Here is an 18,930-nt window from a genome sequence, read left to right as displayed (position 1 = left end):
CCCCTTCGTGCCGTTTACAGCACCTTGGACAGGAACGCCTTCGTCCGGTCGTGCTGCGGGTTGGTCAGGACGTCCCGGGGGTGGCCCGACTCGACCACCACGCCGCCGTCCATGAAGACCAGCGAGTCGCCGACCTCGCGGGCGAAGCCCATCTCGTGCGTGACGACGACCATCGTCATGCCCGACTCGGCCAGGTCCCGCATGACGTCGAGGACGTCGCCCACCAGCTCCGGGTCGAGCGCCGAGGTGGGCTCGTCGAAGAGCATCAGCTTCGGCTCCATCGCCAGCGCGCGGGCGATGGCGACGCGCTGCTGCTGGCCGCCGGAGAGCTGCGCGGGGTAGCTCCCCGCCTTGTCGCCCAGGCCGACCCGGTCGAGCAGGCGCTCGGCACGCTCGCGCGCCACCGCCTTGGTCTCGCCCTTCACCTGGATGGGCGCCTCCATGACGTTGGCCAGGGCCGTCATGTGCGGGAAGAGGTTGAAGCGCTGGAAGACCATGCCGATGTCGCGGCGCTGGGCGGCGATCTCGCTGTCCTTCAGCTCGTAGAGCTTGTCGCCCTTCTGGCGGTAGCCCACCAGCTGGCCGTCGACGTACAGCCGGCCGGCGTTGATCTGCTCCAGGTGGTTGATGCACCGGAGGAAGGTCGACTTGCCGGAACCGGACGGGCCGATGAGGCAGAACACCTCGCCGTTCTGCACCTCCAGGTCGATGCCCTTGAGGATGTGAGCGGCGCCGTACGACTTGTGGACGCCCTCGGCCTTCACCATGGCGGTCATCGGGTCACCGCCTCACGGTTGGAGAATCGGGAGAGGTTCGCCTTGATCTTCTGCCACGGGGTGGGCGGCAGGGAGCGCAGCGACCCGCGGGCGTAGTGCCTCTCCAGGTAGAACTGCCCGACGCTGAACACCGAGGTCAGGATCAGGTACCAGATCGAGGCGACGAAGAACATCTCCATCACCGCGAACGAGGTCGAGGCGATGTCCTGAGCGGCCCGCAGAAGGTCGGGATACTGCACGGCCACGACCAGGGACGAGGTCTTCAGCATGTTGATGAACTCGTTGCCCGTCGGCGGGATGATCACCCGCATCGACTGGGGGAGCACCACGCGTCGCATCGTCTTCGCCTGGCTCATGCCCAGCGCGTGCGACGCCTCCGTCTGGCCCTCGTCGACCGACTGGATGCCGGCCCGGACGATCTCCGCCATGTACGCGCCCTCGTTGAGGCCGAGACCCAGCAGGGCGGCCAGGAAGGGGGTCATGACATCGGTCATCTCGTCCTTGTAGAACCCGATGTTGAAGATCGGGAAGATCAGGGCGAGGTTGAACCAGATCAGCAGCTGCACGTAGACCGGGGTGCCGCGGAAGATCCAGATGTAGAGCCAGGCGACGGTGCTCGTCACCGGGTTCTTGGACAGGCGCATGACGGCGAAGACCACGCCGAGCACCAGACCCAGCGCCATCGAGGCGACGCTGATCAGGACCGTGTTCCCGAGGCCCTCGAGGATGCTGGGGTCGAACAGCTTCTCGGGGACGGTCGCCCAGCGGACATCGCCCTGGGAGAACGCCACGGCGAGCAGCACCAGCAGTGCCGCCACGACGAAACCGGCGACCCAGCGACCGTAGTGGCGGACCGGAATGGCCTTGATGGCCTCCGGCGGGATCGCCGTCGGGGCGGGGGACGCCCCGGCGGGAACCTTGTCGACCTTGTCTTTGTCGAACTTGTCAGTCACAACGACTGCCCTTCAGTGGTGCCGGGAAGTCAGGAGCCGCCGTTGATCTTGGCCGCGGGGATGGCGCCGTCACCGGCGTTCCACTTGTCGAGGGCGGCCTTGTAGGAGCCGTCCTTGATGGCGGCGTCCAGGGCTTCCTTCAGCGCGTCGCGGAGCTGGGTGTTCTTCTTGTCGACGGCGATGCCGAAGAGGCCGGCGTCGGTCTTGTTGGCGATGGCCTCGAAGTCGTTGCCGCCACCCGCGGTCTGCGCGATGTACGCGGCGACCGGGGAGTCGTTCAGGTCGGCGACGGCGCCGCCCGCCTTGACACGGGTCTGGGCCTCGGCGTCGGTCGGGAAGGACTCGAAGGTGAGGGCCGGCTTGCCGTCCTTCTTGCACTTCTCGGCCTGGTCCTTGGCGGCCTGCTCGTACGTGGTGCCGCGCTGGACCGCGAGCTTCTTGCCGCACAGGTCGTCGAGCGACTTGATGTTCTGGGGGTTGCCCTTCTTCACCAGGATGCCCGTGGAGGCGGTGAAGTAGTCGACGAAGTCGACACCGGTGCCGGTCTTCTGGCCCTTGTCGTCCAGACCCTCCTGACGGGCCTTGGTGTCGGTCATCGAGGACATGACGATGTCGGTGCGGCCGGTCGGCAGGGCCGTGAGCAGCGTGTCGAAGGTGCCGCTCTCGAACTGGAACTTCACACCGAGCTGCTTGGAGAGCGCCGCGGCGATGTCGGGGTCGACACCGACGACCGTCGCGCCCTGCTTGAACTCCATCGGGGCGTAGGTGGCGTCCGTGCCGACCTTGATGACGCCGGCCTTCTGGATGTCCGCGGGCAGCTTGGCGAAGAGCGGGGCCGTGGAGGCCGCGCCGGACTTCGTGCCGCCCTCGGGCGTCGAGGCGCTCTCGGTCTGGTCGCCGCAGGCGGTCAGCAGCATGGAGCCGGCGACCGCGATGGCGGCGACCGCGGCAAGACGGGAGGTGCGGGTCTTGGCGACGGTCGTACAGCGCGTGGAGCGTGCGGTCATGGTCGGGTTCCTCCGGCGTTGAGGGAGTTGCCAGTAGGTCGCGTACGCGTCTTCGAGTGCCGCGACCTCGTGTGATTACGGCATCTTGCCATTCGGACCGCCTCAAACCGACGGCCAGTGATGTCAAAATCGGGTAACGGGTGACCCCTGAATCGCGACAGGCCGGTACATCAGGGCCGGATCTTCTGCGGAATCCCTTCCCCATCGCCGGAGAATCTCCGGTTCATCTCGCCATTCGGACGAGTCGAAGACGGCCATTCGGGTGGGGTGCACATCTATAGGGACATCGGGTGACGTGTCGTTCTCCGTCCGTGTCCGGATGCACTCGGTATGAGTCGCGTCACCGAGCGGTTATGGACTCGTCTGCGGTGCCGTCCGTCCGGTAAGAAGGATCCTTACACCCCTCATCCGGGGCTCAGGGCGCGTTGTGCGGCGCGCCCGAGCGGCTGCCCGACAAGGCCGGCCGCGGTGCCTCCCCACCCCTCCTCAACCAGGAGTGGCCACCCTCAAATGAAACAGACTTAAGGGGTCAACCCAATGGCAGCGGAGATCGTCAATCCTCGCAATGACAGCGGTACCGAAGGAGCTCAGGAGGAGCCCTTCGACGCTGTCTTCGCCCTCCACCGGGGAGGCAAGATGGCCGTGCAGGCCACCGTGCCCCTCCGGGACAAGGACGACCTGTCCCTCGCGTACACGCCCGGCGTCGCCAAGGTGTGCACCGCGATCGCCGAGCAGCCCGAGCTGGTCAACGACTACACCTGGAAGTCCAACGTCGTCGCGGTCGTGACCGACGGGACGGCCGTCCTCGGCCTCGGCGACATCGGCCCGGAGGCATCCCTCCCGGTCATGGAGGGGAAGGCCATCCTCTTCAAGCAGTTCGGCGGCGTGGACGCGGTCCCGATCGCCCTCGCCACCACCGACACCGACGAGATCATCGAGACCGTCGTCCGGCTCGCCCCGTCCTTCGGCGGCGTGAACCTGGAGGACATCTCGGCCCCCCGGTGCTTCGAGATCGAGCGCAAGCTCCAGGAGCGCCTCGACATCCCGGTCTTCCACGACGACCAGCACGGCACCGCGATCGTCACCCTCGCCGCCCTCCGTAACGCGGCGAAGCTGACCGGCCGGACCCTGGGCGACCTGCGCGGCGTCATCTCCGGAGCGGGCGCGGCCGGCGTGGCCATCGCCAAGTTCCTCCTGGAGGCCGGCCTCGGCGACGTGGCCGTCGCCGACCGCAAGGGCATCGTCAGCCGTGACCGCGAGGACCTCACCGACGTCAAGCGGGAGATCGCCGAGCTCACCAACAAGGCGGGCCTGAGCGGTTCCCTGGAGACCGCCCTCGCCGGCGCCGACGTCTTCATCGGCGTCTCCGGCGGCACGGTCCCCGAGGAGGCCGTCGCGTCCATGGCTCCGAACGCCTTCGTGTTCGCCATGGCCAACCCGAACCCCGAGGTCCACCCCGACGTCGCGCACAAGTACGCGGCCGTCGTGGCGACCGGTCGTTCGGACTACCCGAACCAGATCAACAACGTCCTCGCGTTCCCCGGCATCTTCGCCGGCGCGCTCCAGGTCCGGGCCTCCCGGATCACCGAGGGCATGAAGATCGCCGCGGCGAACGCCATCGCGGACGTCGTCGGCGACCAGCTCGCCGCCGACTGCGTGATCCCGTCGCCGTTCGACGAGCGGGTCGCCCCGGCCGTCGCGACCGCGGTCGCCGCCGCGGCCCGCGCCGAGGGCGTCGCGCGCCGCTGACGCGGTTGAACAAGGCGCTCGGCCGGCGCGACCGCGAACCACGCCGGCCGACGCGCCCCGAGTACGCCGAAGGGCCCCGTTCCGCACACCGGGACGGGGCCCTTCCGCGTACCGGGACCGGGTCCTTCCGCGTACCGGGACGGGGCCCTTCGGCGTACCCGGAGATCCCGGGGGCGCGGCGCGACACGGGTCACACCGGGGGCTGGTTCCCCGCCCGCCCGCGGGCCCCTAGGGTCGGGGCCATGTTCGCTGCCTACGCTGCCCGAATCGACCGTGACCAGCCGCTGAACGGCCTTGAGTTGGGCGAACGCCCCGAACCCGAGGTGCGGCCGGGATGGACCACCGTGACCGTGAAGGCCGCCTCGCTCAACCACCACGACCTGTGGTCGCTGCGTGGGGTGGGGCTGCCCGAGGGGAGGCTGCCGATGATCCTCGGCTGCGATGCCGCGGGCATCGACGAGGACGGCAACGAGGTCGTCCTGCACTCCGTGATCGGCCAGACGGGCCACGGCGTGGGCCCGGACGAGCCCCGGTCCATCCTCACGGAGCGCTACCAGGGCACCTTCGCCGAGCGGGTGACCGTGCCCCGCTGGAACGTGCTGCCCAAGCCGAAGGAGCTGTCCTTCGAGGAGGCCGCCTGCCTGCCCACGGCCTGGCTGACCGCCTACCGCATGCTCTTCACCAACGCCGGGGTGCGGCCCGGTGACTCGGTCCTCGTCCAGGGCGCGGGCGGCGGCGTCGCCACCGCGGCGATCGCCCTCGGCAAGGCGGCGGGGCTGCGGGTCTTCGCCACCAGCCGCGACGAGGCGAAGCGCAAGCGGGCCGTCGAGCTCGGGGCCGTCGAGGCGTACGAGCCGGGGGCGCGGCTTCCGCAGCGGGTCGACGCGGTCATCGAGACGGTCGGCGCCGCCACCTGGTCGCACTCGGTGAAGTCGCTGCGGCCGGGCGGCACGCTCGTCATCTCGGGCGCCACGAGCGGAGACCGGCCCTCGCACGCCGAGCTGACCCGGATCTTCTTCCTGGAGCTGAAGGTCGTCGGCTCGACGATGGGTTCCAAGGACGAGCTGGAGGACCTGCTGTCGTTCTGCGCGGCGACCGGCCTGCGGCCCGTCATCGACGACGTACTGCCGCTGGACCGGGCACGGGAGGGCTTCGAGCGGATGGCCGGCGGCGAACTCTTCGGAAAGATCGTCCTGACGACCTCTTGATGACCGGTCGGTACAACTGATGGGATCTCCGGCACGCGAAAGGTGAACAACGCTCACATCCTTGTGCCGGAGGTCTTCCTTGCTGCGAACCACTCTTGCCGCCACGCTCGTCGTCGCCGCGCTGCTCGCCCCGACCGCCGCCCGGGCCGAGACGGGAGGCGCGGGCGGCGACGGGATACCCGCCCTCACCGACGACCACGGCCGCGCGCTCACCCTGCGCGGCTGGAACGTCGGGGACAAGGCGCACAGCGGCGACGCCGCCCTTTCCTCCCTGACCGAGAAGCACTTCCGCGACATGCGGGCCAAGGGCTTCAACTTCGCCCGCGTCCTCGTCTTCTGGGACGACCTGGAGCCCAGCCCCGGCCGGTACAGCCAGATGTACCTCCGGAAGATCGAACGGGTCCTGGACTGGGCCGCGCGCTACGACGTCAAGGTCGTCCTCGACGCCCACCAGGACGTCTTCGGGCCCGCCTTCGGCCACCGGGGCGTGCCCGCCTGGGCGACCAGGACCGACGGACTGCCCTTCACCCCGCACCCCGACGACTGGTTCTCGGAGTACTTCGAGCCCGCCGTCCAGCGCGCCTTCACCCATCTGTACGAGGACGAGGACCTGCGACAGGCCCAGGCCCGCATGTGGCGGGTGCTCGCCGACCGCTTCGAGGACCATCCGGCCGTCCTCGGCTACGACCTGATCAACGAGCCGATGGGCGAGCTGCGCGAGGGCGAGGACCTGGCGACGGCGGCCCGCCGCATCGAGCGGGATCAGCTGACCCCCATGTACAACCGGATCGCGGACGCGGTCCGCGCGGTCGACGACGACAACTGGCTCTTCGTCGAGCCGACCCCCATCGTGGGCGAGGGCGTGCCCACGGGGCTCGGCCGGATCGACGACCCGAAGGTCGTCTACGCCCCGCACTTCTACAACGGCGCCATGGAGGCGGGCGGGGACTATGACCCGGCCGCCGGCTGGATCGAGAACTACGAGCAGTCCGTCACCCTGTACCCCAAGGAGTACAAGGTCCCCGTCGTGGTGGGCGAGTGGGGACCGCTCAACAACGCCCAGCCGAACATGAACCGCTTCTATCGCGAGGCCATGGCCTCGCTCGGCCGCTACAGCTCCGGCTGGGCCGGCTGGGAGTGGTGCTACGGCGCCGGCTACTGCGCGGTGGACGGCACGGGAGCCTTCCGCACCAACAAGGAACTGACCGCCGAGCCGTACGCCGAGGCGGTCGCCGGCACGGTCCGCTCCAGCGCCTTCGACCCGGCGGCCGGCGTCTACCGCCTGTCGTACGACGCCGCCGGCCGGCGCGGCCCCCGCGTCACCGAACTCTCCCTCCCGCCGGGCGCCTGGCGCGTCACGGCCCGCGGCGGCGCGGTCGTGCTCCGCAAGGCCACGGGCCGCGCCTGGGTCCTCGCCGCCCCCGGCGCCCACGTGACGGTCACGGTCACCCGCGGCTGAGCCCGGGGGCCTGGGCGGGGCGCCGCCGCGGGCCCTGGGCGCGGTCCGCCATCGGACACCGGTCGACCTGCGTCGTCCGTCCCCCCGTCAGGACTTCGGGCGGGGGCGGAGCAGGCCGGTGATGCGGACGGCTGCCGTCGAGAGGTGGTGGCGGGTGTCGGTCAGCTGGTCCTGGGTCACCCCGTGGTCGCGGGCCGCGTCGCGGATCTCGTCGCGGAAGCGGTCGAGGAGCCGGTCGAGGTCGCGGGCCGGGTCGCCCGAGGGCTCGGTGTCCCGGGCCCACTCCGGCGCGTCGCCGGCCGGGGCCGTCGCGAACGGCGGCTCCGGGGCGGCGGCCTTGGGGTGGGTGGTGCCCGCGACCAGGCCGCCGAGCTGGGCCGTGATGTCCGACAGCCCCTCCCAGACGCCCTTGGGCCAGTCGCCCCGCGAGAAGTGGTCCTGGACCTCCTCCTGCACCTGCTGGGCGATCCGCTGGAACTCCTTCGCCTGGCGGCGGGCCGATGTGGCCTCCGCGCGGGCCGCGCGGGCCTGCTCCTTCCACTCCTGGCCGACCCGGCGCAGCTCCTCCCGGGCGTCGGCGAACGAGGAGGAGTCCGCCGCCCGGGTGCGCCCCGCCTCCGCGCGCATCTCGCTGCGCACCCGGCCGGCCGCGCCGCGCACGTCGTCGCGGATCTCCGCCGCCAGCTCCGACACCGACTCGCGGATCTCCCGCTCCAGGTCGTCCAGTTCGGCGTCGCGCCCGGCCAGTTCGGCGCGGCCCGCTTCGGTGATCGAGTAGACCTTGCGGCCGCCCTCGCTGGCGTGGGTGACGAGGCCCTCGGCCTCCAGCTTGGCGAGCCGCGGGTAGACCGTGCCGGCCGAGGGGGCGTACAGCCCCTGGAAGCGCTCCTCCAGGAGGCGGATCACCTCGTAGCCGTGGCGGGGGGCCTCGTCGAGCAGCTTGAGCAGATAGAGGCGGAGGCGGCCGTGGGCGAAGACGGGCGGCATGTCAGAGCACCTTTCCGGTCGCGGAGGTGGTGGGGGAGGGGGTGGAGGTGGCGGCCTGGTCCGGTTCGGGGCGGCGGAGCAGGGCGATGGAGCCGGAGACGGTGGTGGCCTTGAGCGTGCCCCGGCCCGCCCCGAGGGTGCCGGTGATGGACTTGGCGCCCCACTGGCCGCCCACGCGCAGGTCCTCGAAGGCGTTCGACACGGAGCCGCTGGTGGTGGTCGCCTCGACCCGGGCGTCGGCCGGGTGCGGAAGGCGGATGGCGACCTCGCCGGAGACGCTGCTGAGTCGGATGTCCGCGGGCGGCCCGTCGAGCTCGGCCGGGTCGAGGTCGATGACCATGTCGCCGCTGACCGTGTCGGCCTTCACGGAGGCGCCCGCGCCCTCGATCACGGTGACGTCCCCGGTCACCGAGTTGGCCCGCAGGGCGCCCGTCACCGACTGGGCCTCCAGGCTGCCCGACACGCTCTCGGCGCGGACCGGGCCGGAGAGGCCGAGCAGGGTCGTGTCGCCGGTGACGCCGCGCACCTCCGTGCGTCCGCTGATGCCGGAGACGACCGCCTCGGCGCCGACCACTCCCACCTCGACGTCGACGCCCGCGGGGACGACGACGGAGACGACGGCCCGGCGCCGGTACTCCTTGCGGTCGAACCACTTGAGGATGCTCTTCCAGTGCAGGTCCTCGTAGCTCACGGTCAGCGTCGAGCCGTCCTGCGACACGATCAGGGGCGGGCCCTCGATCTCGGAGATCTCCACGCGGGTGGCACCCTCGTCGGTCCCCACCACGTTCACCGCGCCGTTGACGATGCGGACCTGGAGGCGTGTCACGGGGTCGGCCGGCGCGATTTTCGTCGGCTCGGTGACGGACCACTCTGTCATGGTGCTGACCTCCCGTTCGGCAACGCAACATATCGTGTCTCTCGATAGACACGATATATCGCGGCAAGGGGAAGTCAACCCTGACTCTCCCCTGACAGGGTGGGGGCAATTGCCTACGTACGCGGACAAATTGGCCTAGCGTGGGGCCCATGAACGCGACATCCGGACCGAGCCCCGTCGGGGCGCTGCTGCTCTGCCGTGCCGACCCCCCGGCGGTCCGCCCGCCGGCCCAACTGCTCAGGGAGCAGTTGCTCGTCGCCCCCGCCGGCGCCGAATGGAGCGTCCTCGTACCGGAGGGGAAGCCCTGGCTGCACGGCGGGGAGCCGGTCGAACAGGTCGTCACCGGCTGGGCCACGGCGCTCGCGGTCTCCGCCGCCTGGCCCGTCGTCGCGCTGTGGTGGGACCGCGACCGGGCCGGACTGACGCTGGCCGCCGGCTTCCGCCGTACCGTCGGCTACACCTGGCTCGCGGACGGCACCCCCGTCGGCGAGGACGAGGCCATGCGCACCTTCGCCGCCCGGCTCGCCCTCGACCCGGTCCTGGACGTGCAGGCCCTGGAACCGCTCACCGAGCCCGACCAGGCCGCCGACGCCCACAGCCGGCTCGTCGGCGTCGTCGCCGTCCTCGCCCGCGCCGGCCTCGCCCTGCCGACCGGGATCGTCCCCGGCGAGAGCGCCGACCGGCTTCGCTCCGTCGCCCTGGCGCAGGGCGCCGAGCAGCTCGAATGGCCCGGCTGGCGCGACGCCGTGCGCGCCGAACTGGACGCGGTGGAGGAGGGTCCCCTCGGCCCGTACCTGCGCGGCCCCAGGGCGCGCGTCCTCAGCGGCGTACAGCTCGCGGCGGGGGTGCCCCTGCTGCTCTGGGGCCTCGGCCGGCGCAGCGGCGGCTGGGCGACGGCGGGCGCGCTGCTCGTCGCGCACGGGGCGCTCGGGCTCGCCTACGACCGGCTGCGGGAGCGGTGACCCCGGCGCGGGGCGCGCTTCCTACTCGTCGTCGTCCTCGTCGTCGAGACGGGCCAGCCAGGTCGCGAGGCGCTCGACCGGCACCTCGAAGTCGGGGTTGAGGTCGACGAAGGTCCGCAGCTGCTCGGCGAGCCACTCGAAGGTGACCTCCTCCTCGCCGCGCCGCTTCTCCAGTTCCTCGATGCCACGGTCGGTGAAGTACATGGGATCAGGATAGGCCGTGGCCTTCACGTCCTCTGTCGCCCGTCAGTGCCACCGACTAGCCTTCCTCATCATCGTTTCGGGGAGCGGGGGGCCGCTGTGGCACACGGGATCGCTCGGATTCGGCTGGACGACGGGACGCCCGTCTGGGCCCGCGTCAGCGACGCGGAGGAACTCGGCAGGGGCGGCGGGTTCCAGGACACCGGCGTCCGGGACCGCGTGGTCTCGATGGCCGGCGGGCTCACGGACGTGGTGCGCGGGGTGGTCGGTTCGCTGCGCGCGGGCCTCGACCCGCAGGGGCCGGTGGAGGTCGCCGTCAGCTTCGGCATCGAACTGTCCGCGCAGTCGGGCAAGGTGATCGGCGTCCTCGCCGACGGCGCGGGCAAGGCGTCCGTGAACGTCTCCCTCACCTGGACCGAACCGGGACCCGCGCCCATGCCCGCGCCGCCCGAGCCCGCAGCCGCAGCGCCCGAGCCCGCACCCGCCGCGGCCCCCGGGCCGGCCCCCGCACCCGACAGAGACCCGCACGGGCGCCCGGCGGCCGATGGCCCCGCATGAGCGGCCCCGGCGCCCCCGGCGCCTTCAGCGCTCTCGTGCGCCCCGCGCTCGTGCGCATCGGCGACCCCGGCGGCGGGTATGACCCGCACGGCGACCGGTACTGGGGCACCGGCTTCTTCATCGCCCCCGGCTGGGTGCTGACCTGCGCCCATGTCGTGGCCGAGGGGGGAAGCGCGGTGTGGAGGAGCGAGCCGGCCGTCGGCATCGTCTGGGAGGACGGCGCGACCACCCGGGAGACCACCGGCACCGTCGTGCTCGCCCTGCCGCGCCCCGACCGGCCCGAGGACCGGCCGCCGGACCCCTGGGGCCTCCCCGACCTGGCCCTCGTCCGCGTGCCCGGCACGCGGAAGGCGTCCTGCGTACGTCTCAGCGAGCGCCCGGCCGTCTGGCCGGCCGCGGTCAGCCTGCACGGCTGGTCCCGGGAGACCGGCGAGCTCGGCGTGCGGCACGTCCACGGCACCCTGAACGGCAGCGACGGCCGGGCGCTCGTCACCGACGGGGTCAAGCCCGTCCCGGGCTGCTCCGGCGGCCCCGTCGTCGACCAGACCCAGGGGGCCGTCGTCGGCGTCAGCAAGGGCCGCGGTCCCGACGGGGGCGCGGTCGTCCCCGTCACCGCCCTGCGCGGCCTGCACGACCTCCCCGGCGGCGAGGCGATGGGCGAGGCGCTGCGCGCCCACGACCGCTACCACCTCGACCGCTTCCACTCGCTGGACGACCGGCCCGACTGGACCCGCCAGCAGCTGGTGCTGTCCGGCGCCCGGGGCGGCGGCCCCGTCCTGCGCACCCAGCTCCACGGGCACCTGGCGCAGCTGCCCGCGCCCACCGCCCCCGGCGAGATCATGCACCTGGTCGACCAGGTCAAGGCGTGGATCAGGGACGACGGTCTGCCGGACGCGCTGGAGAGCGACCCGCGCACCTGGAGCGAGGGCGCCGGGCTGCTGCGCGGCCTGCGCGTCCCCCGCCGGGACGACGCCCGCGACCTCGACCTGGACGCCCTGCTCCTGTACGCGGCCCATGTCGCACGGCACGTCTCCGAGCGGTACGGCGACCGGGCCGACACCACGGGCCTCACCCGGTGGATCGTCGACAGGTCGGGCGACGCCGACCGCTACCTCCGGCGCGAGATCGACCGGCTCGTCACCCCCGGCCGGCCGGCGCCCCTCTCCGTACGCGAACCCCGCGCGCGTGCCGACGTCCTCCTGGAGATCGACACCCCCCGCTGGGGCCGGAGTTACCCGTGGCGGGTCAAGCTCCTCCTCGACGGGCACACCGTCAGCCCGCTGCACTGCGACGACCGCGGTGTCGAGCGGGCGCGGCTCAGGGAGACCCTCAGGGAACCGCTCGCGGACGCCCTGCGGCGCGGCGACAGCGGGACGCACCTCGCGGCCGTGGAGGCGGTCCTGCCGCGCGAGCTCTTCGACGAACCCCTCGACACCTGGCGGCTCGAACCGTCCCACGGGCCCGACGACGCCTGGGCGACCACGCTCGGCCAGCGCAGGATCGTGGTCATCCGCGACGCCCGCCGCCACGACCGGGAACCGGCCCCCGAGTGGCGCGAGCGCTGGGAGGCGGGGGAGAACGGCCCGCTGTACGCGGCTCCGCTGCGCGCCGAGGTGCCCGGCGCCGGCCGCGACGCGCACACCCCGCGCGTCCGCCGGGAGACCTGGGCGGAGACGTACGACCGGCTCCGCGAGGCCGAGGGCGGCACCGTCCCCGTCTACTGCGGACCGGTGGGCAGCGGCGACGGGCTGATGGCGATGAACGCCGCGCTCGCCGCCGGCCATCCGCTCGCCCTCTGGCGGACCGGCGCCCACGACCACACCGACTGCGCGGAGTTCCACGAGGGGGCCGAGCGGCTCCTCGCGAAGGCGGTGACGGCCGAGGGCCTGCGCCACCCGATCCGCTCCCTGCGCACCCGCGCGCCGGACCGGGCGGACCTCGCCTGGGCCGAGACCATCGCCGTCCTGCTCGACCCGCCCGACCGGCCGCCGCACGGCGGGCGCCTGGAGGCCCCGCCCCTGCTCGGCGAGGGGGAGTTGTGACCCCAGCGGCCACCGGGACGACGCCCCGGCGATCCGTCCGGTTACGGCATCGGCAGGCACCGTCACCGGGCGGTACGGTCGACGGGCCCGGCACCGAGACCACAGCCAGGAGGAGTCCATCGTGAACGATTGGCGGATCTACCGTGGTGCCGGTCTTCCGCACGACGAGATAGGGCGGCTGCCGGCCCCGCCGCCCTGGCGCGACTTCTCGGCGGGCGGCGCGGACGACACCCTGGCCGGTTCCGACCGGCGGCTCGGCGTGCGGCGCAGACTGGTCCAGAACCACCACCCCAGGCCCGCCGAGACCGACGCGGTCAACGCCGCCCTGTACCTGCGGCGCCCGCTCCTCGTCACCGGCAACCCCGGCACCGGCAAGTCCACCCTCGCCCACGCCGTCGCCCACGAGCTGGGCCTCGGCCGGGTGCTGCGGTGGCCGATCGTCAGCCGCTCGACGCTCCAGGACGGCCTCTACCGCTACGACGCCATCGGCCGCCTCCAGGACGTGCAACTGGAGCGCGCCCAGGCCGGATCGCCCGGATCCGCCGCCGCGGCCCCGGCCGGCATCGGCTCGTACATCCGGCTCGGGCCGCTCGGCACCGCGCTGCTCCCCTCCGAGCAGCCCCGGGTGCTGCTCATCGACGAGCTCGACAAGAGCGACCTCGACCTGCCGAACGACCTCCTGAACGCGCTGGAGGAGGGCGAGTTCGCCATCCCCGAGCTGGAGCGGATCGCCGACCGGGAGCCGGCCGTCGAGGTGCTCAGCGACGACGGGCGCAAGGTCGCGGTGTTCGGCGGCCGGGTCCGCTGCTCCACCTTCCCCTTCATCGTGCTCACCTCCAACGGCGAACGGGACTTCCCCGCCGCCCTGTTGCGCCGCTGCATCCGACTGGAGCTCGAGGCGCCCGGCGAGGAACAGGTCGGCGCGATGATCGCCGCCCACCTCGGGACGGAGGCCGCCGAGGGGGAGGGGGAACAGGAGCTCGTCCAGCGCTTCCTGAACCGCGAACCCGGCGAGGTGATCGCCACCGACCAGCTCCTCAACGCCCTCTACCTGACCCAGCACGCCTCCCGCGCCGAACGGCTGACCAGGGAACGCATCGCGGACATGCTCATGCAGCCGCTCGATCAGCCGAGGTGATGGCCGGATGCACCGGATGCATCTGGAGGAGCTCACCCGCAGACTGCGGGCCGGCGGCCAGGACCCGACCGCCGAGGACATCGCGGACGCGGTCTGGCTCGCCCGCTGGCTCCCCGGCCCGACCCCGGAACCACCCGCGGCCGACCCGCCGGGGACGGCCGGGGACGGCGCCCCGGCGGACGACGGGGCCCTGCGCGACGGCGGGAGCGGCGAGGCCGCAGCGGCCGACGCCGCCCCGGAGGCCGTACGGGGCGAGCCGGCGCCGGCCGGCTCCGAGGGCGCGGCCGACGGCGTCCGGGAGTCCGTCTCCCTGCACATGAAGGCCGGAGCCGGCGGCGGACCCGGCCACCGCGCCCGGCGTACGGAGCGGGGCGCCGCGCTGCCCGTACGCGCCCCCGGAGCCAACGCCCTGCCCGGACTCCTCGGGCTCCAGAAGGCCCTGCGGCCGCTGCGCGACTACGCCCTCGCGCCGGGCCGCCCCGGCGAGGGCACCCTCGACGAGGAGGCCACCGCCGAACACAGCGCCGCCGCCGGCATCCTGACCCCCGTCCTGCGAGCCGCCGCCGGCCGCCGCCCCGACATCCAGCTGCTCATGGACACCGGCCCGGCCATGGTCGTCTGGGGCCGGATGGTCGAGGAACTCCGCCAGGCATGCCAGCAGTCCGGCGCCTTCCGGGACGTCCAGGTGCACCGCCTGTACGACACCGGCGACGGCCCCCCGCTGGTCACCACCACCTCCGGCGCCGACGGCAGACCCCGGCTGCGCCCCGTCGACCAGCTCCACGACCCCACCGGACGCCGGCTCACCCTGGTCGTCAGCGACTGCGTCGGCCCCCTCTGGCAGCGCGGGGCCGCCCAGCGCTTCCTGCGGCAGTGGCCCCGCCACTCCCCGCTCGCCCTGGTCCAGCCGCTGCCGCCACGCCTGTGGCCCCGCACCGGGCTCCCCGCCGAACCCGGCACCTTCCAGCGCTCCGCGACCCCCGGCGGCCCCGCCGCCTTCCGCTCCGACGACGAGCCCTGGGGTCCCCTCGTCCCCGGCCGCCGGGCCGTCCCCGTGCTCACCCCGACGCCGGAGGCGTTCGGCTCCTGGGCCCGGCTCCACACCGGTCACGGCGGCGACTCCGTACGCGGCTGGGCCGCCTGGCTCGTCCCCGAACCGGCCGGGCCGCGGCCCCCCGCGACCCCCCGCGCCCCGCGCTCCGACGAGGACGTCCTCCGGGCCTTCCGGGCGGGCGCCTCGCCCGGCGCCCTCAAGCTCGCCGTCCACCTCGCGGCCGCCCCGCTGACCCTCCCCGTCATGCAGCTCGTCCAGCGCGCCATGCTGCCCGACACCGGGCCCATGGAGCTGGCCGAGGTCCTGCTCAGCGGCCTCCTGCGGCGGCTGCCGGGACCGACCCCGTACCCCTGCTTCAGCTATCCGCCCGCCATCCAGCAGCATCTGCTCGCCTCGCTCGACCCGAGCGCGGCCGCCCTCGTCCTCAAGCACTGCTCCGCCTATGTGGAACGCAACTTCGGCCAGGGCATGCGCAACTTCCCGGCCTTCGCGGCGGCCCGCCTGGCCGGAGCCGGAGCCGGAGCCGGAGCCGGAGCCGGAGCCGATCCCGGAACCGACGCCGAGGCCCGCACCGGCATCGAGCCCGGCACCGAGCCGACCGCCAGGCCCGGGACCGGCGCCGACCCCCGTACCTCCGGCGCGGACCGGCGGCCCGGGGGCGGGGCGGCGCTCTCCGAGGAGACCGACGACACCCTCGGCCCCGAGGGCGCCGAGACCGAGCTGTTCGCCCGCATCCCCGCGCGCGTGCTCCGCTTCTACCACCCCGACCTCATCACCCCCGACCCGCTCACCGAGGCCCGCCGCCTCCTCGCCCAGGGCCGCGACCAGTCCGATCCCGCCCTGCTGGCCCGCGCCCGCGAACTCGCCGAGTCCGCCCTGCCCGACGAACCCGTCGAGGCGCGGATCGTCCTCGCCCGCGTCCTGTACGCGGAGGCGGGCACCGCGGCCGCACGGCGCACCGTCCGGCGCCGGGAGCTCCTCACCGAGGCCGCCGACACCCTCGTACGGGCCGCCGAGCCCGCCCGGCCCGGCGACGAGGCATGGGCCGAGGCCCGGCTCGAACTCGCCGTCGTCCACCACGCGCTGTGGCGCGACACCGACGCGCCCGGCCACCTGGACGCGGCCCTCGCCGCCCTCGCCGAGGACACCGGCCAGTGGCCCGAGACCGCCCGCCACACCCTCCACCTGCGCCGCGGCCGACTGCTCCTGGCCCGGGGCGACGGCGACGCGGCGGTCCGGGAACTCGCCACCGCCCTCGACCTCCAGGAGAGCGCCGCCGCCTTCCTCGACCTCGCCGACGCCCTGACCCTCGCCGAGGCGGACCCCGGCCGCATCGGCCCCGTACTCGACCGCGCGGAACCCCTCCTCGGCGACGGCCGCGCCCTGCGGCTGCGCTTCACCACGGCGCGGGCGCGGCTGTACGACACGGCCGGCGACGGGGCCGCCGCCGACGCGGCGTACGAGGAGGCCACCCTGCTCGCCCCCGCCGAGAGCGCACAACGCGGCACGCTCCTCCTCACCTGGGGCGGATCGCTGCTGCGGCGCGCCGCGGCCGGCAGCGGCACGTCCCCCGTCGACCGGGCCGAGGGCGTGCTGCGCGAAGCCCTCACCCGGCTGCCCGCCGACGCGCCCGAGCGGGCCAGGGCGCGCACCCTCATCGGCAGCGTGCTCGCCCTCCGCTTCCACCGTGCCGGCTTCCTGCCCGACCTCTTCGAGAGCCGCCACCTGCTGGAGCAGGCGCTCAGGGGCACCACGGACGCGAGTGAGCGCGCCGAGGTGTGGCTGCAACTCGGGCGGGTGCGGCTGGAGCTGGCCGAGGCGGCGCGGGACGGCGTGATCGGCGACGCCCTCACCGCCTACCGCAGTGCCGGGGAGGAGGCCACCGCCGCCCACGGCGACACCCCTGGCACGGTCACCGGCGCCCGCGCGCTGCACGCCCAGGGGGTCGTCCTGTGCCTGATGGGACGCCCGGCCGGCGCCCGGGCCGCGCTGCTCGACGCGACGGAGCGGTGGCGGCGGCTCACCGGACGGCTCGTCGACGTGGACTGGGCGGACGTGGAGCGGACCAAGGCCCTGCTGAGAGAGACGGAGAGCGCGGCCGGCCGGGACTTCGGACGGGCGTCCGCCGAGGAGCGGCGCCGGATCCTGCCGCCCTGGTGGGCCTGGAGCGGTGGTGCCGGATGAGCACGCGCCGAATGGCCGGACAACGGGGGCGCACGTGGGGGCAGTTGAATCGAATGGGTTTCCGGTATCGCGGCGTCGGGAAGAACCGCTGCGCCGCTACGACCGTGGGGGACAGGCGCCGGTGAGGAGGAGCCGAGAGTGTTCGAGCGTACGGAGTGGGCGACCGGTGTCGGCCGTGGTGCCGGACGGCCTCCGCATCTGCCCGATCTCGCCGCCGTTGACCTGCGGACCCTGCGGGTCACGAACGACGCCGCTCTCGGCGCGGAGGTCGAGAGAGTACTGCGACACCCCTCGGACCTCGTCGTCTCCTGGCCCGAGGACGCCCCCTTCGTCGACTGACACCCGGGGCGCCGCCGACCGATCGTTTCCGGCCGAATCGGCCCGCCATCCCCGGCCGGGCCCCGTATCCGCCGGCGCGGGGCCCCACCCCGCGTGGGGCGGCGGCCCCGTCCCCCGCTCGTGGAGCCGGGAGTGATCGCCGCGCCGCCGCGTGCGGCGGCCTTCGCGGCGCTGGCGAGTACGCGGCCCGCCGCGGCCGACGCGTCCTTCCTGCGGTCGGGGGCACACGCCCGGCGCCTGCTGCTGCTCAAGGCGCTGCTGGTGCGGGTGCGGCGGCATCGGGACGAGGTCGATCCCGCGGCCCTCGACGGCTTCGAGGCGGCCTGGCGGCTCCTGGAGCGGACCGAGCGCGGCAGTCCCGGCGCGGTCCGCGCCGTCCTCGACTACCCGACGACCGGGGCCTGGCTCGCGGCCGCCCTGACCGATCCCGTGGGGCCCGCCCTCGACCGGCACCTCGCCCACCTGGAGGCGGTGGCCGCCACGGCCGCGCTGCGGGCCGGCCGGCCGCTCGACCTGGTGGTCCGGGCCCCGGACGGGGTGCTGTCGCTGCCGGGCGTCGGGAGCGTCCTGGCGCACCGGGGTCCGGTCCGGCTGGTCACGCGCGCCCAGGTCGTCCGGATCCACTCCGAGGACACCCCGGGGGCGCCGGCCGCGGTCCTGCGGCTCGTCGACCGCCGCACCGGCACGGTGGCCGGCGCCGGCCACGGCTGGCGTGGCCTGCGCGGGCTGTCCGGCGGGGCCGCGCGCCTGGACGACCTCGACCCCTACCGGGTGCCGCCCGGCGGGGTGGGGACCCCGGCGCGGGTCGCGGCCGAGCGGGCCGACGTCGACCACGCCGCCTGGTCCGGTCACTGGCGCGCCGCCCGGGAGCTGCTGCGGCGGACCGACCGGGCGCGGGCCGCGGAGGTCGGCCGGACGGTCGGCGTGCTGGTGCCGCTGGTGCCGCAGGGGCCGCGGTCCGTCGGCGCCACGCTGAGCGTGGCCCCGGGGGCCGTCCTGATGACGCCGTCGGCCGGCGCCGCCGACATGGCGGAGACGCTGGTCCACGAGCTGCACCACGGCAAACTGTCCACGCTCCACGAGCTCGTCCCGCTCTACCGGCCCGGCGGCGGCGTCCTGTACCGGGTCGGCTGGCGCACCGACGAGCGTCCGGTCGCCGGGGTGTTCCAGGGGACCTACGCCCATCTGGCGCTGGCCGACCTGTGGCGCAGGGCGATGGACGCCCGGGGCGTGCCGTCGCCGTGGCGGACGCGGGCCGGGCAGCAGTTCGACCATGTCCACGATCAGGTGGGCGACGCCCTGGCGATACTGCTTGAATCCGATGAACTGACCAATGGGGGGCGGGAGTTCGCCCGGCAAATGCGGCAGCTCCATGCGAGCCTCGGCACGGGCCCCAGGGCCGGTGCGTAACACTGTGCCCACGGCACATGACACTG

16 protein-coding genes are annotated in these 18,930 nt (G+C 73.9%); 10 read left to right on the top strand and 6 right to left on the bottom strand.

The annotated features are described in order from the left end of the window. Positions 1–14: 14 nt before the first annotated feature. Genes ACFVZH_RS13885 through ACFVZH_RS13875 form a run of 3 tightly spaced genes read right to left on the bottom strand, consistent with a single transcriptional unit; the run spans position 15 to position 2,736 of the window. Positions 15–776, bottom strand: a complete 762-nt coding sequence (locus tag ACFVZH_RS13885; RefSeq protein WP_384896616.1) for an amino acid ABC transporter ATP-binding protein — start codon at positions 774–776, stop codon at positions 15–17. Beyond that, entirely contained in the window at positions 773–1,729 is a 957-nt protein-coding gene (locus ACFVZH_RS13880) for an amino acid ABC transporter permease (RefSeq protein WP_384896613.1), read from the bottom strand. The genes ACFVZH_RS13885 and ACFVZH_RS13880 overlap by 4 nt, the downstream gene beginning before the upstream one ends. Before the next feature lie 29 nt (positions 1,730–1,758). Beyond that, positions 1,759–2,736: an ABC transporter substrate-binding protein gene (locus tag ACFVZH_RS13875; RefSeq protein ID WP_384896610.1), complete on the bottom strand. Its 978-nt coding sequence runs from the start codon at positions 2,734–2,736 to the stop codon at positions 1,759–1,761. Between the two features lie 537 nt (positions 2,737–3,273). Between ACFVZH_RS13875 and ACFVZH_RS13870 the strand changes: the two genes are divergently transcribed. From ACFVZH_RS13870 to ACFVZH_RS13860, 3 genes are all read left to right on the top strand, one after another. Beyond that, complete coding sequence (locus ACFVZH_RS13870; protein ID WP_384896608.1) at positions 3,274–4,485, top strand: NADP-dependent malic enzyme; 1,212 nt, start codon at positions 3,274–3,276, stop codon at positions 4,483–4,485. Between the two features lie 242 nt (positions 4,486–4,727). Next, positions 4,728–5,693: a zinc-binding dehydrogenase gene (locus ACFVZH_RS13865; protein ID WP_384896604.1), complete on the top strand. Its 966-nt coding sequence runs from the start codon at positions 4,728–4,730 to the stop codon at positions 5,691–5,693. A gap of 82 nt (positions 5,694–5,775) precedes the next feature. Further along, the gene (locus ACFVZH_RS13860) at positions 5,776–7,152 is read left to right on the top strand and encodes a cellulase family glycosylhydrolase (RefSeq protein ID WP_384896887.1); all 1,377 of its coding nucleotides are present in this window, start codon (positions 5,776–5,778) and stop codon (positions 7,150–7,152) included. Positions 7,153–7,239: 87 nt separating this feature from the next. On the opposite strand, the gene ACFVZH_RS13855 is transcribed toward ACFVZH_RS13860, so the two are convergent. Continuing rightward, positions 7,240–8,139 carry a helix-turn-helix transcriptional regulator gene (locus ACFVZH_RS13855; protein ID WP_384896601.1) on the bottom strand — a complete coding sequence of 300 codons (900 nt, stop codon included), beginning with the start codon at positions 8,137–8,139 and terminating at the stop codon, positions 7,240–7,242. A gap of 1 nt (position 8,140) precedes the next feature. Then, the gene (locus ACFVZH_RS13850; protein WP_384896599.1) at positions 8,141–9,016 is read right to left on the bottom strand and encodes a DUF4097 domain-containing protein; all 876 of its coding nucleotides are present in this window, start codon (positions 9,014–9,016) and stop codon (positions 8,141–8,143) included. Between the two features lie 149 nt (positions 9,017–9,165). Between ACFVZH_RS13850 and ACFVZH_RS13845 the strand changes: the two genes are divergently transcribed. Continuing rightward, a complete protein-coding gene (locus tag ACFVZH_RS13845) occupies positions 9,166–9,978 on the top strand; it encodes a hypothetical protein (RefSeq protein ID WP_384896597.1) in 813 nt (270 codons plus the stop codon). Between the two features lie 21 nt (positions 9,979–9,999). On the opposite strand, the gene ACFVZH_RS13840 is transcribed toward ACFVZH_RS13845, so the two are convergent. Next, entirely contained in the window at positions 10,000–10,182 is a 183-nt protein-coding gene (locus ACFVZH_RS13840; RefSeq protein WP_019075209.1) for a DUF6104 family protein, read from the bottom strand. Positions 10,183–10,278: 96 nt separating this feature from the next. On the opposite strand from ACFVZH_RS13840, the gene ACFVZH_RS13835 reads away from it, so the two are divergent. The 6 genes from ACFVZH_RS13835 to ACFVZH_RS13810 all read left to right on the top strand — a co-directional run bounded on the left by ACFVZH_RS13835 (position 10,279) and on the right by ACFVZH_RS13810 (position 18,904). Then, positions 10,279–10,737 carry a CU044_2847 family protein gene (locus ACFVZH_RS13835; protein ID WP_384896594.1) on the top strand — a complete coding sequence of 153 codons (459 nt, stop codon included), beginning with the start codon at positions 10,279–10,281 and terminating at the stop codon, positions 10,735–10,737. Then, positions 10,734–12,779: a trypsin-like peptidase domain-containing protein gene (locus ACFVZH_RS13830; protein ID WP_384896591.1), complete on the top strand. Its 2,046-nt coding sequence runs from the start codon at positions 10,734–10,736 to the stop codon at positions 12,777–12,779. Before ACFVZH_RS13835 ends, ACFVZH_RS13830 begins: the two co-directional genes overlap by 4 nt. Positions 12,780–12,900: 121 nt before the next feature. Then, positions 12,901–13,917 (top strand): AAA family ATPase, encoded by a 1,017-nt coding sequence (locus tag ACFVZH_RS13825; protein WP_384896589.1) that lies wholly within the window; start codon positions 12,901–12,903, stop codon positions 13,915–13,917. A gap of 7 nt (positions 13,918–13,924) precedes the next feature. Further along, entirely contained in the window at positions 13,925–17,155 is a 3,231-nt protein-coding gene (locus ACFVZH_RS13820) for an SAV_2336 N-terminal domain-related protein (protein WP_384896586.1), read from the top strand. 138 nt (positions 17,156–17,293) lie between these two features. Next, on the top strand, positions 17,294–17,494 hold the full coding sequence (locus tag ACFVZH_RS13815; RefSeq protein WP_384896583.1) for a hypothetical protein: 201 nt from the start codon (positions 17,294–17,296) through the stop codon (positions 17,492–17,494). Between the two features lie 132 nt (positions 17,495–17,626). After that, positions 17,627–18,904, top strand: coding sequence for an HEXXH motif domain-containing protein (locus ACFVZH_RS13810; RefSeq protein WP_384896580.1), 1,278 nt, complete (start codon positions 17,627–17,629; stop codon positions 18,902–18,904). Positions 18,905–18,930: the final 26 nt, after the last annotated feature.

This window comes from Streptomyces sp. NPDC059534, from assembly GCF_042743475.1.
Taxonomy (GTDB): domain Bacteria; phylum Actinomycetota; class Actinomycetes; order Streptomycetales; family Streptomycetaceae; genus Streptomyces.
Note: the sequence above shows the minus strand (reverse complement) of the source record. Positions and strands in the feature narration are given on the sequence as shown.

Coding starts and splice junctions, on each gene's coding strand:
- ACFVZH_RS13855 (WP_384896601.1), bottom strand. CDS start 8,139: ATGCCGCCCGTCTTCGCCCACGGCCGCCTCCGCCTCTATCTGCTCAAG.
- ACFVZH_RS13875 (WP_384896610.1), bottom strand. CDS start 2,736: ATGACCGCACGCTCCACGCGCTGTACGACCGTCGCCAAGACCCGCACC.
- ACFVZH_RS13840 (WP_019075209.1), bottom strand. CDS start 10,182: ATGTACTTCACCGACCGTGGCATCGAGGAACTGGAGAAGCGGCGCGGC.
- ACFVZH_RS13845 (WP_384896597.1), top strand. CDS start 9,166: ATGAACGCGACATCCGGACCGAGCCCCGTCGGGGCGCTGCTGCTCTGC.
- ACFVZH_RS13865 (WP_384896604.1), top strand. CDS start 4,728: ATGTTCGCTGCCTACGCTGCCCGAATCGACCGTGACCAGCCGCTGAAC.
- ACFVZH_RS13870 (WP_384896608.1), top strand. CDS start 3,274: ATGGCAGCGGAGATCGTCAATCCTCGCAATGACAGCGGTACCGAAGGA.
- ACFVZH_RS13885 (WP_384896616.1), bottom strand. CDS start 776: ATGACCGCCATGGTGAAGGCCGAGGGCGTCCACAAGTCGTACGGCGCC.
- ACFVZH_RS13850 (WP_384896599.1), bottom strand. CDS start 9,016: ATGACAGAGTGGTCCGTCACCGAGCCGACGAAAATCGCGCCGGCCGAC.
- ACFVZH_RS13820 (WP_384896586.1), top strand. CDS start 13,925: ATGCACCGGATGCATCTGGAGGAGCTCACCCGCAGACTGCGGGCCGGC.
- ACFVZH_RS13830 (WP_384896591.1), top strand. CDS start 10,734: ATGAGCGGCCCCGGCGCCCCCGGCGCCTTCAGCGCTCTCGTGCGCCCC.